The 15,553-nt window shown below is 66.8% G+C and carries 9 protein-coding genes; all 9 read left to right on the top strand.

Annotated features, from left to right (window positions below; translation table 11 throughout):
• The first annotated feature begins 91 nt into the window (after positions 1–91).
• A complete protein-coding gene (locus FFS60_RS22970; protein ID WP_137823253.1) occupies positions 92–712 on the top strand; it encodes a lytic transglycosylase domain-containing protein in 621 nt (206 codons plus the stop codon).
• Positions 713–1,138: 426 nt separating this feature from the next.
• Positions 1,139–6,949, top strand: coding sequence for a manganese-oxidizing multicopper oxidase MnxG (gene mnxG, locus FFS60_RS22965; RefSeq protein WP_256658132.1), 5,811 nt, complete (start codon positions 1,139–1,141; stop codon positions 6,947–6,949).
• Positions 6,950–7,256: 307 nt separating this feature from the next.
• Positions 7,257–9,167 (top strand): YncE family protein, encoded by a 1,911-nt coding sequence (locus FFS60_RS22960; protein WP_137823252.1) that lies wholly within the window; start codon positions 7,257–7,259, stop codon positions 9,165–9,167.
• 11 nt (positions 9,168–9,178) lie between these two features.
• Positions 9,179–9,868: an SCO family protein gene (locus tag FFS60_RS22955; protein WP_028630836.1), complete on the top strand. Its 690-nt coding sequence runs from the start codon at positions 9,179–9,181 to the stop codon at positions 9,866–9,868.
• Positions 9,865–10,503, top strand: a complete 639-nt coding sequence (locus FFS60_RS22950) for an SCO family protein (protein WP_137823251.1) — start codon at positions 9,865–9,867, stop codon at positions 10,501–10,503. The genes FFS60_RS22955 and FFS60_RS22950 overlap by 4 nt, the downstream gene beginning before the upstream one ends.
• 10 nt (positions 10,504–10,513) lie before the next feature.
• Complete coding sequence (locus FFS60_RS22945; RefSeq protein ID WP_137823250.1) at positions 10,514–12,073, top strand: ABC transporter substrate-binding protein; 1,560 nt, start codon at positions 10,514–10,516, stop codon at positions 12,071–12,073.
• A gap of 3 nt (positions 12,074–12,076) precedes the next feature.
• On the top strand, positions 12,077–12,712 hold the full coding sequence (locus FFS60_RS22940; protein ID WP_137823249.1) for a SurA N-terminal domain-containing protein: 636 nt from the start codon (positions 12,077–12,079) through the stop codon (positions 12,710–12,712).
• A gap of 379 nt (positions 12,713–13,091) precedes the next feature.
• Positions 13,092–14,780 (top strand): GspE/PulE family protein, encoded by a 1,689-nt coding sequence (locus tag FFS60_RS22935; RefSeq protein ID WP_137823248.1) that lies wholly within the window; start codon positions 13,092–13,094, stop codon positions 14,778–14,780.
• Complete coding sequence (locus tag FFS60_RS22930) at positions 14,761–15,552, top strand: hypothetical protein (RefSeq protein WP_137823247.1); 792 nt, start codon at positions 14,761–14,763, stop codon at positions 15,550–15,552. Before FFS60_RS22935 ends, FFS60_RS22930 begins: the two co-directional genes overlap by 20 nt.
• The last annotated feature ends 1 nt before the right edge of the window (position 15,553 follow it).

Below are 15,553 nucleotides of genomic sequence, written 5' to 3'. Positions count from 1 at the left end.
CATCGCCGGTCGGATTATCCGGCACGTGCTTTGCTGACGGTACAGCACCGTACAACCCGAAGGGGATTGGCCCTCACAGGGGAGAAAAACGATGAAAGTGCCCACCCTGGTGCTGTTCAGCATCTTTGCGACCACCGCTGTCGAGGCCCGTGCCGATATCTACCAGGTGGTCTCCGCCAATGGCGCCATAATGCTCACCAACATCCACCGAACCGACCGCAAACTGGTTCGCGTGGCCCGCGAGAGGCCTGTGCAGGCCAAGGCGCCGAGCGTGGTCAAACCGGTACGCAAGGGGCCGCTCAAGGCGCCGCGCTATTCACTGATCGTGGCCCAGGCGGCCTTCGAATACGACCTGCCGGCGGAGCTGCTGCACGCGGTGATCACGACCGAATCCAACTACGACCCCACGGCTGTTTCACCCAAGGGCGCCGCTGGCCTGATGCAGCTGATGCCCGGCACCGCGCGGGACCTGGGCGTGCACGACGTATTCGACCCGACGGCGAATGTCCGGGGTGGCGCGCGCTACCTCAAGCGCATGATGAAGCTGTTCGGCAACGACCTCTCCCTGGCCCTGGCGGCCTACAACGCGGGTCCCGGCGCGGTGCTCGCCTACAACCGCGCCATTCCTCCCTACCCGGAAACCCAGCGCTATGTCCCCAGCGTCCTGAGGCATTACAAGCGCCTCCAGGCCGACGCAAAACGCCCCCGCTAGTGGGGAATTTCCCCAGATGCGGGGGCGTTTTTTCCGAGTAAGAATGCCTCCGCGACCCAGCTCGTAGGGTGGGCTTCAGCCCACCAGCGGCAGCCCGTGCGTAACGGGATAACGGCCTTTCATCCACCATGGGTCCCAGGCTGGACGCTGCCCGGTGGACGGCCAATCGCCGACCACCCCATAGGTCCGTTACGCGGCCCTTCGCACATGAATGCTCCCCTACAGGGTTCGGCGTTTCCCGCTCGCTTACCGCCCCCAAAAAACCGGGGAATTGGGTGGGAATCGGGTGGGGGAAATGCTGGCCATTTCTTGGTTTAGCATCATAAGTAATTGAATTATATGCATTTACTGTGATGGCACAGGCATTGCTGGAACCGTCCTGCCCTCTATTTGGCATCCATGCACCTGATACCGAGGTCAGCCAAGATGAACCGGACTAACCCTTCGAGCAGTGCAACTCCCCTCCGCTTTGGTGCCCAGGGGGCATTTCTATATCTGGGCGGCGTTCTGCTGTTGCTGGGCGCCACCTTTGGCGGCGAAGACGCCGCGGCGGCGATCCGCTGCGAGCGCAATATCGTGGCCAACGTCGTGGCCCTCGATCAGCCGCTGATGTTCAATCGCCTCGGCGCGCAGAACGTCAACGGCATGATGTTCGCCCTGCGCCGCGATGTGGTGGACAAGAATGAAACGCCGCTCACCCAGGGGGGCTCGGCAGTGCCCGGTGAAGTGGCGCTGCGTCCGGACAAGCGCCCGCGTCCACTGGTATTGCGCGTCGCCGCCGGTGATTGCCTGACCATCAACCTGCAGAACCTGCTGGCCCACCAGGCCAACCCCAACAACCCGGACGACCCGTTGTTCAAGAAGGACGAACAGGTCGCCGACCGCCATGTCGGCTTCCAGGTCAACGGTATGCAGGCGGTCAACGACATCGGTGACATTGCCACCAACGCCGGCCGTAACCAGAACACCCTGATCCCGCCCGGCGGCAGCCGCAGCTACACCCTGTACGCCGAGCGTGAAGGCGCCTTCGCCGCCAGCAGCTACGGCGCTACCTTCGGCGGCGAAGGCACGGGCGGCAACACCGCCAACGGTCTGTTCGGCCAGGTGGTGGTACTGCCCAAGGGCGCGCGCACCTACCGCAACGTGGTCACGGAAGAAGAGATGCGCCTGGCCACTACCGGCCGTACTCCGGCCGGCCAGCCGATCATCGACTACGAAGCCCGCTACCCGCAGGACGATCCCTGGAGCGAGGAAGGCAAGGCCGGGCTACCGGTGATCGCCATGATGGACAATGGCGAGATCATCTCCAGCGACACCGATGCCGTGGTCATGGGGCCCAACCCCGACGGCACCTTCCCGCAGAACACCTACCCGCTGGAAAGCTACGGCAAACGCAACCCGGCGTTGCCCAACCGCCTGGAGCCCTTCCGCGACTTCTCCTCGGTATTCCATGACGAGAACGCCGTCGCCCAGGCCTTTCCCGGCTACTGGAACGACCCGGTATTCGGCCATGTGCTGGAGCCGACCCGCGACTCCTTCATGATCAACTACGGCGCCGGTGGTATCGGCGCCGAAGTGGTGGCCAACCGTCTCGGCGTTGGTCCCATGCACGACTGCCTGTCCTGCGCCTACGAAGAGTTTTTCCTCAGCGCCTCGACGGTGGGTGACATCGCCATGCAGGTGGACGTGCCGGCTAACGTCGGCCTGGAAAGCATCCTCCCCGGCCAGGTGCCGCCGGAAGGCACCACCGGGGTCAAGGCGACCATGGCCCTGTTCCCCTCCGAGCCGTCCAACGTGGCCCACAGCTACATCGGCGATGCCGTGCGCTTCCGCAATAGCCACAATGGCTACGAGCAGCACGTGTTCCACCTGCATGGCCACCAGTGGCTGTTCAACCCGAATGACGACAACTCCGACTACATCGACGCTCAGGGCATAGGCCCGGGCTCGGGCTACACCTACGAAATCGCCAACGGCGGGTCCGGCAACCGTAACCGCACCTCCGGCGACGCCATCTACCACTGCCACTTCTATCCGCACTTCGCCCAGGGCATGTGGGCCATGTGGCGCATTCACGATGTGTTCGAGGAAGGCACCCGTCTGGCGGTGTCCGAAGAGGGCGACGATGGCTTCCACAAGAAAGCCTTCGAACTCCGCAGTGGCCTGCCTGCCCAGGGCGCCCGCGCCCTGCCGGATGGCGAAATCGTTGCCGGCACGCCGATTCCCGCCGTCGTCCCGCTGCCGGGCAAGGCCCTGCCGCCCATGCCGGGCAAAGTGGCCGTGGTGCCCAAGTACGGCGACGAACTGATCGCCGATCACGACGATGACGACGAGCACGAAGAGGGTGATGACGACTCCGGTCACGAACCCGAACTCAAACCGGTGGGCTCCGTGGCCCTGGTGGACCGCAGCGAGGCCAACCGCAACGCCGACGGCACCCTGAAGAACCCCGGCTTCCCGTTCTGGATCGGCGGCATCGAGAATACCGTCGGCCAACGTCTGTCGACCCCGCCGCTGGATATGCTGGATGCCGCCAAGGCCCAGGCCCTGAAGGATTCCGGCAATCCGCTGTGGGCCAATATCGACCCGGCCCAGTCCGGCGGTTGGGACGGCGGTCTGCCGCGCCATACCCTCGATGGTGTCTCTGCTGGCGGCGAGGCCGAAGTGGTCACCAGCGCCCTGGATTTCTCCAAGGTGGTTCATCGCGCCAAGGCCGTATTCCTCCCGGAAGAGGGCACCGACGTCGAGCAATCGGTCATGGCCTTCCATGCCAAACCCAGCCACCCGAGCTTCGCCGTGTTGCCAGGTGGTGCCGTGCAACCGATGGACTTCCGCACCAACGGTGGCCTGCCGGTGGCCGGCGCCCCCTATAACGAGCCGTGCCTGGACGACACCGGGAAGCGCCTGACCCAGGCCTCCGCGGTTGGTCGCTACAACAGTGGCGACTCCCTCAACGGCCAGTCGTTCACCGGTAGCTCGGCGTTCACCGCCGACCGCCCACGCGTCTACAAGGGCGCCAACATCCAGTTCGATGCGGTGTTCAACAAGGTCGGCTACCACTTCCCGCAGACCCGCATCATCGCCCTCTGGGAGGACGCCTGGCCGGTGATCAACAAGCAGCAGCCGCCGGAGCCGCTGGTGATGCGCATGAACACCTTCGACTGCACCATGTACCAGCACACCAACCTGATACCGGCGGTGTACGAGCTGGACGACTACCAGGTGCGCACCCCCACCGACATCGTTGGCCAGCATATCCACCTGCCGAAGTGGGACCTGACCTCATCCGATGGCTCGGCCAACGGCTGGAACTACGAGGACGGCACCCTTTCGCCGGCCAGTGTGGTCGAGCGCATCCACGCCATCCGCGAGTACAACCACTGCACCGAAGGCGACGCCCGTGACGGCACCCTGGAATGCCCGGTGGCCAGGCAGCACCCGTACTTCGGGCAGTTCGGCCGTGCCGACTGGCTGGGTGCCCGCACGACCCTGCAGCGCTGGTTCGCCGATCCGCTGATCAACACCTACAACGTCGACCGTGGCCTGGGGAACATCTTCACCCACGACCACTTCGGCCCGTCCACCCACCAGCAACTCGGCCTCTACGCCACAGTGCTCACCGAACCGGCAGGCTCCAGCTGGTACCACGCCGAAACCGGCCAGCCGCTCTACAGTGGCGCCCGCCAGGACGGCGGCCCGACTTCCTGGCAAGCGGTGATCGCCACCGGTGACCTGGACGGCGACGGCAAGAACGACAGCTTCCGTGAGTTCTTCATGGAGTACAGCGACTTCCAGCATGCCTATGAGGCAGGGGTCTATGTCGGCGCCGGGCCTGACGGCATCCCGGATGCCGGGGCCTACCCGACCTCCATGGACAGCTTCCGCTACGCCATCAACCCACCCGTGCGCCAGTCCGGTCCGAACCTCTTCGAGTCGGTACGCGAGGCTGCCAGTGGCCAGATTCCCGGCTGCCCGAGCCGGCCCTGCCCCCAGGCCATCTCGGTGGATGACCCAGGCATGTTCGTCGTGAACTACCGCAACGAGCCGGTGGGCCTGCGGATATTCGACCCCAACAAGGTAGCGCCGGACGGCAAGCCGGGCATGCAGGCCGATGGCCTGGCGGGCGACCTCGCCTATGCCCTGCAGACCCGCACCGACCGGGCCATTCCGGCATTGAACCTGGCGCCCAGCGCCATCAGCTCGGCCACCGGACCCACTGGCGCCAGCACGGCCTTCCCGCCGCACATCAACGTGGCCGGCGACCTGCCGGGCGACCCCTTCACTCCGCTGCTGCGGGCGTACTCCGGCGATAACGTGCGGCTGCGCATGCATGCCGGCGGCCATGAGGAAGAGCACAACGTCACCTTGCACGGCGTGAAGTGGCTGCACTCGGGCACCGGCTTCGGCAGCAGCGGCAACTCCGGCTGGAAGGCTTCGCAGATGGTCGGGATCTCCGAGCAGTTCGGCTTCGTCGCCCCGGTGACCATGATGTCCGGCAACGTCACCTATGAAGCTGCCGACTACCTGTACAACATGGACGCCTCCATCGAGGGCTACTGGAACGGCATCTGGGGCGTGATGCGCAACTACACCCAGCCGCGCGCCGACCTGTTCGCCCTGCCCAACAACCCGCGCCCGGTGTCGTCGCGCAACACCACCCAGTTCGATGGCGTATGCCCGCGCACCAGCCCCAACCCGAGCGGCATCGGCACCCGCAGCACCGTGCAGCGCAACTACGAGATTGTCGCCGTGCTGGCCAACGACGTGCTCGACAACCCCCTGGGCCTGACCATCGGCGATCCGGCCGGGGCGGGCATGCACGCCGGTGGCCCGCTGAACCCGCAGGGCGGCACCCTGGTGTTCAACTCGCGGCCGGTGACCATTCCGCAGGCCACGGTGGTGGACGAGGAGGACGGCGAGGTGTTCACCATCGGCGGCCAGAGCGGCCCGCTGCATGACCCGACCGCCATCCTCTACGTGCGCAAGGCTGACCTGGACCCGCTCACCGGCAAGCTGAAACCCGGCGTTCCCGTCGAGCCCCTGGTGCTGCGTGCCGCCGCTGGCGACTGCGTGAATATCACTCTGGAAAACCGCCTGCCGCAGGTGATGCCCGACCTGCCGACCTATGCGGTGATGCAGGGCCTGGTGAAGCGCGACCGCAACAGCGCCCAGGGCTCCACCACCTTCAACAACAACATGATGCGGCCCTCCAGCCACGTCGGCCTGCACACCCAGTTGCTGGCCTACGACATCACCAAGGCTGACGGCTTCAACGTCGGCATCAACCCGGTGCAGACCGTCGCGCCGCGCAGCGCGGCAGGTGGGGCCTGGCCGTCGAAGAGCTACAAGTTCTACGTCGGTCACCTGGAGCGGGAAGGCAAGCCGGTGACCCAGCTCGGCCGCAGCGTCGACAACATCACCGCCACCCCGGTGGAATTCGGCGGCTTCAACCTGCTGCCGGCCGACCCGGTCAAACAGGGTCAGAAAGGCCTGGCCGGCGCCATGAGCATCGCACCCCAGGGCGCCACCTGGACCGAGGACGCCGGCATGCGTTCCGCCGCCACCGTGACCCCGCTGTCCGGCACGCCGTACCGCGACTTCTCGCTGGTGCTGCACAAGTCGCTGAACATGCGCTGGGCCGACGGCCGACCGGTGGAAAACATGGCCTCCGAGGGCTTCGGCATCCCGGCCGATCCCAAGGACAACTCCGGCATGGCCGTGAACTACAAGAGCGAGCCCTTGTGGTACCGCTTCGCCAAGGCCCCGGATGCACCCTTCGGCCACGCCCAGGGCCAGGGCTGGGGGGACGTGCCCAATGCCCACATGGCCTACAGCAATGAACTGGTGGGGGGCGACCCGCAGACGCCGATCATGAAGGTCAAGCCCGGCCAGCCGTTCCGCACCCACGTGACCATGCCGTCTGGGGGTAGTCGTGGCATGACCTTCCAGCTCGACGGCCATGTCTGGGCGTTCAATCCCTTCCTGTCCGAGAAGCTGGATGTCTGGGGCTATCCGCTGAAGAGCGCGGGAATCGGCTCGCTGCGCTTTGGCATCAACCCGGCGGCGCTCTACATCGGCGCCCAGGAAAGCGTGCTGCCCGCAGCGCACTTCAGCCTGTCGATCCCGAGTGCGGGAGGCGCCAACGCGGTGCCGGGTGACTACCTGTACCGGGACTACGCCGCCTTCGGCAACGTCGGCGGGGTCTGGGGACTGCTGCGGGTGACCGACGAGCCGTGAGGGCAAGGACGACCGCATAGGCGCAACCCATCCTGCGGTGAGCAGATCCGTAGGATGGTGTGGAGCGAAGCGATACCCATCGATCGGGGCCGACCGTAACACTGAACATCGCAGGCCAGATCTGGCCTGCGATTTTCTTTTTCCGGGCTCCACCGGATCACCCCCAAAAAAGGGGAAACGGGTGGGGAAAATTCGCCAGGCCGGCCCGTCGTCTGCCGCAACCTGTTGAATCCAATAACCTTTCACGACTGGCACAGGCATTGCTCCCACATCAGTGCGAGGTCCAGACGAAGGGGAAGGACGCCAGATGAAAGCCCTGCACAACGCTTCCAGCCTGTTGCTGTTCACCGGTCTGCTGGCCGTTCAGGCCCATGCTGCCGAGGTGCCCGTCGGCGTTTCCGAGCGCCTGGTGCGCGACGGCGTGGCCATCGAGTTCGAGGCCCGGCCGCTGGGCAGCGACGGTGTGTTGACCGAAGGGATGTTCGCCGATATTCGCCTGCGCCTCACCGACGCCACCACCGGCCAGCCGCTGGCCGGACAGGTGCCGGGGGCCTGGCTCGACCAGGCACTGCCGGAAGGTCAGGCCGACCAGTGCAAGGTGCGCATCGGCACCTACCTCAAGGGTGTGCTCAGCGCCCGTGCGATGGTCGACCTGAACAGCTACTACCTGGTGGTGATGAACAAGGATTCAGCCCTCACCGTGATCGACCCGGTGACCTCCGTAGGCGGCATCACCAGCACCCTCACCCGCGTTGCGCTGAAGCGACCGCCCATGGACTGGGCCGCCAGCACCGACGACCGCCTGCTCTACGTTTCCATGCCCAGTGCCGGTGAAGTGGCGGTGGTGGACACCGCCGAGTTCAAGGTACTGGCAAGCCTGCCCGCCGGTCCTGAGCCGGTGCGCGTGGCCCTGCAGCCCGATGGCCGCTACCTCTGGGTTGGCAACAATGCCCGGCGGGGAGAGAAGGGCGGCGTCACGGTGATCGACACCCAGACCCGCAAAAGCGTGGCGACGCTGGCGACCGGCGACGGCCATCATGAGATCGCCTTCAGCGCCGATTCGCGCCATGCCTTCGTCAGCAGCCGCGAATCCGGCCGGGTGACCGTGGTGGATGTCGCCAGCCTGAAGCGGGTAAAGGACATCGAGACCGGCCCAAGCCCCTTGTCCCTGGCGCTGTCGGCGCTTTCTGGCGCGCTCTACGTCAGCGATGGCCAGGCGGGCACCATCACTGTGATCGACGCCCGCAGCCTCAAGGTGCGCAAGGTGATCGACGCCGGCCATGGGCTGGGGCCGCTGCGCTTCACCCAGGACGGCCGCTTCGGCCTGGCCCTGAACAGCCTCGACGACCAGGTGCTGGTGCTGGATGCCGGCAGTGACGAAATCGTCCAGCGCGCCGAGGTTACCGCCGAGCCCTACCAACTGGTGTTCACCCGCAACTACGCCTACGTGCGCGGCCTGGCGTCGCCGAAGGTGACCATGATCAACCTGGAGTCCCTGGGCAAAGGCAAGCAGATGATCGTCCAGGGCTTCGATGCCGGCCCGGCCGCGCCCAAGCAGGCCGGCGACCTGCCGCTGGCCGACAGCCTCAGCCAGGCCCGCGACGAAGGCGCGGTGTTCGTGGTCAACCCGGTGGACAACACCACCTACTTCTACATGGAAGGCATGAACGCCCCCATGACCGGCTACCTCAACCGTGGCCACACCTCCCGTGCCGCGCGGGTGATCGATCGCAGCATGCGCGAGGTGGAGCCGGGTCTGTTCAGCACCCGTATCAAGCTGCCGGCGCCGGGCAAGTTCGACCTGGCAGTGGCCATCAACCAGCCGAATGTCGCCCACTGCTTCCGCACTGAAGTGCAGCCGAACAAGGCCTTGGCCGCCCAGCGCAGCAAGCCGCGCGTGGAGTTCCTCATCGACCAGCCGCGGGTGGCTGCAGGCGCTCCGGCCAAAGCGCGCTTCCGCATCCTCCAGGGCAGCGGCGACCAGCCGAGAACCGGTATCGCCGATGTGCGCGTGCGCTACTTCCTGGCCCCGGCCTCGCGCCCCCGCGAAGTGGCCGCCGTGGAAGTGGGCGAGGGTATCTACGAAGCGCCGATCGAGCTGAAGACCGCTGGCGCCTACTACCTGCATGTGGGGTCGTCGTCCCTGGGCATGCCCTTCGGCTCGCAACCCTACGCCAGCCTGCGCGCCGTTGCGGTCCAGGCGCGGACCAACCCGTAAAGGAGCACGTCATGAAAGCTCTGAAGTCAGGTATCGCGATTGCCCTGCTCGGGCTGGGTCTGGGCGCTCTTCCCGCGCACTCCCATAGCCCGGAAGAACACGCCGCGCACATGGCCAGCCAGGCCGCCGATCCCCATGCCGGGCATCAGGGGCACACCAGCGCGCAGCCGGGCGCCGAGGTGACCTTCGCCGATGTTCCGCTGCTGGACCAGGACGGGCGCGAGCTGCGCCTGAAGGACGACCTGGTGGGCGACCGCATCGTCGTCATGGGCTTCGTCTACACCAGCTGCACCACGGTCTGCCCGGTGATCTCGGCGATCATGCAGAAGCTGCAGAACCAGCTGGGTGAGCGCGCCGGCACCGAGGTGCAACTGATCTCCCTGAGCATCGACCCGTTGCGCGACACCCCGGAACGCCTGCACGAGTACGCCGGTCGTTTCGGCGCGGGTGAGGGCTGGCGCTGGCTCACCGGCAGCAACGAAGCCGTCAGCGAAACCCTCAAGGGGCTCGGCACCTGGACGGCCAACTACGAGGAGCACCCGCCGCTGATCATGGTCGGCGACGGCCGCAGCCAGCAGTGGACCCGCTTCTATGGCTTCACCGACCCCGCTGTGCTCATGGCCCGGGTCGAAGAACTCCGCGCCGCCCGCGCACACGGCGGCCATGACCACACCGCCCTACTCCAGGAGATCCGCCCATGAAGCGCCTGATCCCGCTCGTCCTGGCCCTGGGCCTTGCTACCGGCGCCGCCGCCCACGAAGGCCACGAGGGCCATGAAGGGCAGGGCGCCGCGCCCTCCAACGCCCCCGCCTCCCGGCCCCTGGCCGCGGGTGGCACCACGGACGCCCAGGCCTACTTCACCGACACCGTTCTGCGCGACCAGAACGGCCAGGCCGTGCGCTTCTACAGCGACGTGCTGAAGGGGCGGCTGGTGATGCTCAACGTGATCTTCACCCACTGCACGGACGCCTGCCCGCTGATCACCCGCAAGCTCAAGGAGGTGCGCGAATCCATGGGGGAGGAACTGGCCAAGCAGGTCTATTTCATCTCCCTCTCCAGTGATGCCGAGAACGACACCCCCGAGGTGCTCAAGGCCTTCGCCGCCAAGCACGGGGTCGACTCGCCCAACTGGATCTTCCTCACCGGCGACAAGGCCGACATGGACCTGGTGCTGTCGCGCCTCGGCCAGTTGGGGGAAAGCCCGGAAGCCCACTCCACCCTGCTGATCGCCGGCGACGTGCCGAACAAGCGCTGGAGCAAGATCCGCCCCGACGCGCCCGTGAATGCCATCGCCCAGCGCCTGCAACTGATGACCATGCCCATGGCCGGACGCTGAGGGCACGGTCATGTGGCGAGCCCTGCTGCTGGTCACGTTGTTCACACAGGCACCCGTGGCCGCCGGGCTGGAGCTGAGCCCCGGCGAAGCGGCCGGCCGACGCATCTACCTGGAAGGCGTGGGTTCGGCCAATGGCGAGATCAGTGCACGGGTCGGTGCCGCCGACACCCTGGTGCCGGCGACGGTGATGCCGTGCGCCAACTGCCACGGCGCCGACGGCCGCGGCCGTCCGGAGGGCGGCGTGCGCCCGCCGGATATCACCTGGCGGCGCCTCTCCCGGCCCTACGGCCAGGTGCAGGCCAACGGCCGCAGCCACGGACCCTACGATGAAGGCGCCCTGGCGCGCGCGGTGAGTGAAGGCCGCGACCCCGCCGGGAACCGCCTCGATCCGGCCATGCCGCGTTTCGTCATGTCCCTGCGTGACATGGCCAACCTCACTGCCTACCTCAAGCGCCTGGAGGACGATGACGACCCCGGCGTGCAGGACGCCGAACTGCGCCTTGGCACGCTGCTGCCCACCCAGGGGCCCCTGGCCGAACTGGGGCATACCGTGGAGGCGGTGTTGCGCGGCGCCCTGGCCCAGGTCAACGAGGCCGGTGGCATCCATGGCCGGCAGCTGTCGCTGGTGGTACGCGACCCCGGCGTGGACCGGCAGAGCACGAAACGGGCGCTTGAACAGTTGCTTGGCGACGACCAGGTTTTCGCCCTGATGGCGCCCCTGGTTCCGGCGCTGGACGGCGACCTCGCCGAACTGACCGGCAAGGCCGGCGTGCCGCTGGTGGGGCCGCTGGCGCTGTTCGACGAAACTACCTCCAACCCCCTGGTGTTCAACGCCCTGCCGGGGCTGCGCGAGCAGATGTTCGCCCTGGCGGGCTACGCCACCAGCGATCTTGGCCTGCATCAGCCGGAGGCGGTCGTGGCCTATCCCGATGACGCCCGCCAGCAGGCTTTGGCCGAGGCCCTGGCCCTGCGCCTGATGGACCAGGGCTGGGCGCGTGTGCGTCTGCTGGGCTATGACGCGGCGCATACGGATGCGCCGCTCGGCCATGCGGCCAAAGGCGCCCAGGGCGTGTTTTTCCTCGGCCAGTCGGAGGCATTCGCGCAACTGGCCGACCAGCTCCAGGCGGCGGACCTCTCGCCTTATCTGTTCGCGGCTTCGGCTCAGGTGGCCAGTAGCGCCCTGCGTATTCCACAGCGCTTTTCCGGGCGGCTGTTCCTTGCCTATCCCTTCATGCCCGCCGACTGGACCCCGGAGGGGGAGGCGGCGCTGCTGGCGATCCGTCGCAGCCAGGGTTTGGGGGGGCAGCACGCGGTACTGCAGGTTGGCGCCTACTGCGCGGTCGCCTTGCTCAGCGAGGGGCTCAAACGGGCAGGGCGAGAGGCGAGCCGCGAAAAGCTGGTCAGCGCCCTGGAAGGCCTGCATGGCTTCCACACCGGCCTGACCCCGGCGCTGGAGTTCGGCCCCGGACAGCGGGTGGGCCTGGCTGGCGCGCATATCGTCACAGTGGACCTGTACGGTCAGAGCTTTCGGCCGCTGGGTCGTTTCGTAAAAGTCGACACGAGGCTATAGGTCATGAAAGCAAACCCCTGGCTCGGCCTGGTCATTGGCCTGCTCACGCCCCTGGCGCTGGCCGGGGAAACCGGCATCGCCGCGAGGGTCAACGGCACCGATATCAGCAATTTCCGCCTGGAGCGGCATTTCGCCGACTACCTGAAGATCCAGGGCCGCCAGGTGGGCGCCATCCGCAGCCCGCAGGCTTACAAGCGCCTCAAGCGCGAGGCGTTGCAGCAACTGATCGACAAGGAACTGCTCTGGCAGGAGGCCGGCCGCCTGGGCGTGACGGTATCGGACGAGGAGATCGCGGGCAGCCTCGCGGAGATGAAGGCCGCTTTCCCCGACACCCAGGGCTTTTCCCGTGCCTTGGAAGAGGCAGGCTTCGACGAGGCCGGCTACCGCGACTACCTGCGCCACGAGCTGGTCGCCAGCCGCGTGCTCGATGCACTGGCCGAGACAACCCCACCCGCCGAGTCGGAGGTGCAGGCGGCCTTCGACAGCCTGAAGCCACAGCTCGACCCCGCAATGGATGAGGCCCGCGCCAAGGCCCTGGTGCGCCAGTACCTCACTGGCCAACGCATGGCCCAGGGGCGCGAGCTGGCGCTGGAGAAACTGCGCGAGAAGAGTCGGGTAGAAGTGCTGGTGGCGTTGTAGGCCGGCAATGCGGTTGGGCCAGCTTTTTCTGTGGGGGTGATATCAATGGCTATTTCTGCATGACGTGTTGCAAGCACCTGCATCGCCCGATGGTAAATCTCTCGCAACAGCTAATGCAGACATAGCCAATTCATTCGCCAAGGAGCCCGCAGGGCTCCCGTGAAAGTCCATCCCCCACTTCTGGGGATAGCCACTGGCCAACATCGGCCATTCCCCCGGTTTTGGGGGAACCCCCAGTGGCGGGTAAACCACCCCCATTGCAAATCAGCGACTTAGAAACACCTCCAGCACAGAAAATGGCTGGCACGATGCGTGCGTATGTCCAGGTGAAGGCGTATTCCGGCCATGCCGGATCGCCAGGCCCCCTGGAGGCACGACCATGGACAGCGAACCTCTCGCACCACCGGAACTGGAGCGCTTCGACACCGAACTGATGCGCGCTGCGCGCAAGCGTTCGGCCGAGTTGGGGCATCGCCTGGTGGATGCCCTGGACGAGCTGGCCGACCTGACCCCGGATGCCTTCGCCCGGCGCCTGGGCAACACGCTGCATTACCCGGTGCTGGCCTTCGAGGACCTCAGCCGGGGGACGCCCAGCTTCGAGCGGATTCCCCTGGCGCTCGCCCTCAAGCGCGAGTTCGTGCTGCTGGAACTGGAAGGCGAAACCCTTGCCGTGTTCGCCGACCCCTTCGACGAGTCTCGCCTGGCCTGGATCGAAGAGCAGCGCCAGGGCGCGCCGCTGTACCTGGTGCATCCCCGTGAACTGGCGGCCTTCTTCGAACGCCACGAGGAGAGCTTCCACGCCGTCGAATCCCTGCAGGCCGGTGCTGGCGCGGTGCAGGAAAGCGAAGCCCTGGAAACCCTGTCCCTGGCACGCATCAGCGAAGACTCCAGCGTGGTAGTCAAGCTGGTCAACTCCACCCTCTACGACGCCCTCAAGCTGCACGCCAGCGATATCCACCTGGGCATGACCGGCAATGGCCTGACCATCAAATACCGCATCGACGGCGTGCTCGGCGGTTCCAGCCGGGTGCCGGGCGTGGAGCTGGCGGAGCAGGTGATCTCGCGGGTGAAGGTGATGGCCGAGCTGGATATCGGCGAGAAGCGCGTGCCGCAGGACGGCCGTTTCAAGATCGGCATCAACGGCCGGCAGATCGATTTTCGCGTGTCCATCATGCCGAGCATCTTCGGTGAGGACGCCGTGCTGCGGGTGCTGGACAAGCAAGACCTGGCCGACCAGGTCAACGGCGTGCGCCTGGAAGCCCTGGGCTTCGAGGAAGGCACCCTGCGCAGCCTGCGCCGGCTGGCCGCCGAGCCCTACGGCATGGTGCTGGTCACCGGCCCCACCGGCAGCGGCAAGACCACCACGCTGTACGCGATGATCACCGAGATCAACCACGGCGTGGACAAGATCATCACCATCGAAGACCCGGTGGAGTACCAGCTCCCCGGCGTGCTGCAGATTCCGGTGAACGAGAAAAAGGGCCTGACCTTCGCCCGTGGCCTGCGCTCCATCCTGCGCCACGACCCGGACAAGATCATGGTCGGCGAAATCCGCGACCCCGACACTGCGCAGATCGCCGTGCAGTCGGCCCTCACCGGTCACCTGGTGTTCACCACCATCCACGCCAATAACGTGTTCGACGTGATCGGCCGCTTCGCCCAGATGGAAGTGGACCCCTACAGCTTCGTCTCGGCGCTCAACGCCGTGCTGGCCCAGCGCCTGATCCGCCTGGCCTGCCCGAGTTGCGCCGAGGCCGTGCAGCCGTCCGAGGAGGAGCTGCTGGCATCGGGCATCGACCCGGCCAGCGCCCACCAGTACCACTTCGTGACCAGTCCGGGTTGTGGCCGCTGCCGTGGCACCGGCTATCGCGGGCGGACCGCCATCGCCGAGTTGCTGCGCCTGGACGACGACCTGCGCCAACTGATCATCGAGCGCCAGCCCATCAGCCGCATCAAGGACCTGGCGGTCAAGCGCGGCCTGCGCCTGCTGCGCACCTCGGCCCTGGACCTGGTCCGCGAAGGCCGCACCACGCTGGAGGAGATCAACCGTGTCACCTTTGTCGCGTGAGACCTATGTCGCCGTGCTCGGCCCCCGCTGTGTGGGCCTGTACCGCAGCCGTGACCGCCAGTGGCTCGGCAGCGCCGACTTCGACAGCGTCGGCGGCCTGGCCTGGCCGGCTGCCCTGGTGGCGCTCGAGAGCCTGCTGGCCAAGCGCAAGCCGGGGCGGGCGTTACTGCGGGTGGTGCTGTCCAGCCACTACACACGTTTCTGCCTGGTGCCCTGGAGCGAGGCCATCAACAGCCTCGACGAACTGGCCGGCTACGCGCGCCTGTGCTTCGAAGACATCTACGGCGCCCTGGGAGAAGGCTGGAGCCTGCGCCTGTCGCCGGAAGCCGCCGGCCGGCCGCGCCTGGCAGCCGCCATGCAGGACGAGTTGCTGACCCAGCTGCGTACCCTGGCCAAGGCCAGCGGCCTGCAGCTCGCCTCGGTGCAGCCCTACCTGATGGCCGCGTTCAACCGTTTCCGCACCGCCCTGACGCGGGATGACTTCCTCTTCCTGGTCGCCGAGCCCGGCCGCGCCAGTCTGCTGCTGGCCCGTGGCGGCTGCTGGAATTCCGTGCGCTCGGTGGCGCTGGACGACAGCGATACCGCACTGAACGACCTGATTGCCCGCGAGGGCGAACTCCAGGGCCTTGAGCAGGACGCTCCGGCCACTGTCTTCCTGCACGCCCCGGGATGCGCCGGCCAGATCGCCGACGGCGTCGCCCGCCTGGATGCCGAACTGCCGCAAGGGCGGGTTGGCGATCCCCTGTACGCCATGGCGATGACGGTGAACTGAC

Origin of the sequence: Pseudomonas sp. D(2018), assembly GCF_005502555.1 — a bacterium.
GTDB classification, from domain to species: Bacteria; Pseudomonadota; Gammaproteobacteria; order Pseudomonadales; family Pseudomonadaceae; genus Metapseudomonas; species Metapseudomonas resinovorans.
Note: the sequence above shows the minus strand (reverse complement) of the source record. Positions and strands in the feature narration are given on the sequence as shown.

Coding starts and splice junctions, on each gene's coding strand:
- FFS60_RS22955 (WP_028630836.1), top strand. CDS start 9,179: ATGAAAGCTCTGAAGTCAGGTATCGCGATTGCCCTGCTCGGGCTGGGT.
- FFS60_RS22950 (WP_137823251.1), top strand. CDS start 9,865: ATGAAGCGCCTGATCCCGCTCGTCCTGGCCCTGGGCCTTGCTACCGGC.
- FFS60_RS22935 (WP_137823248.1), top strand. CDS start 13,092: ATGGACAGCGAACCTCTCGCACCACCGGAACTGGAGCGCTTCGACACC.
- FFS60_RS22940 (WP_137823249.1), top strand. CDS start 12,077: ATGAAAGCAAACCCCTGGCTCGGCCTGGTCATTGGCCTGCTCACGCCC.
- FFS60_RS22970 (WP_137823253.1), top strand. CDS start 92: ATGAAAGTGCCCACCCTGGTGCTGTTCAGCATCTTTGCGACCACCGCT.
- FFS60_RS22945 (WP_137823250.1), top strand. CDS start 10,514: ATGTGGCGAGCCCTGCTGCTGGTCACGTTGTTCACACAGGCACCCGTG.
- mnxG (WP_256658132.1), top strand. CDS start 1,139: ATGAACCGGACTAACCCTTCGAGCAGTGCAACTCCCCTCCGCTTTGGT.
- FFS60_RS22960 (WP_137823252.1), top strand. CDS start 7,257: ATGAAAGCCCTGCACAACGCTTCCAGCCTGTTGCTGTTCACCGGTCTG.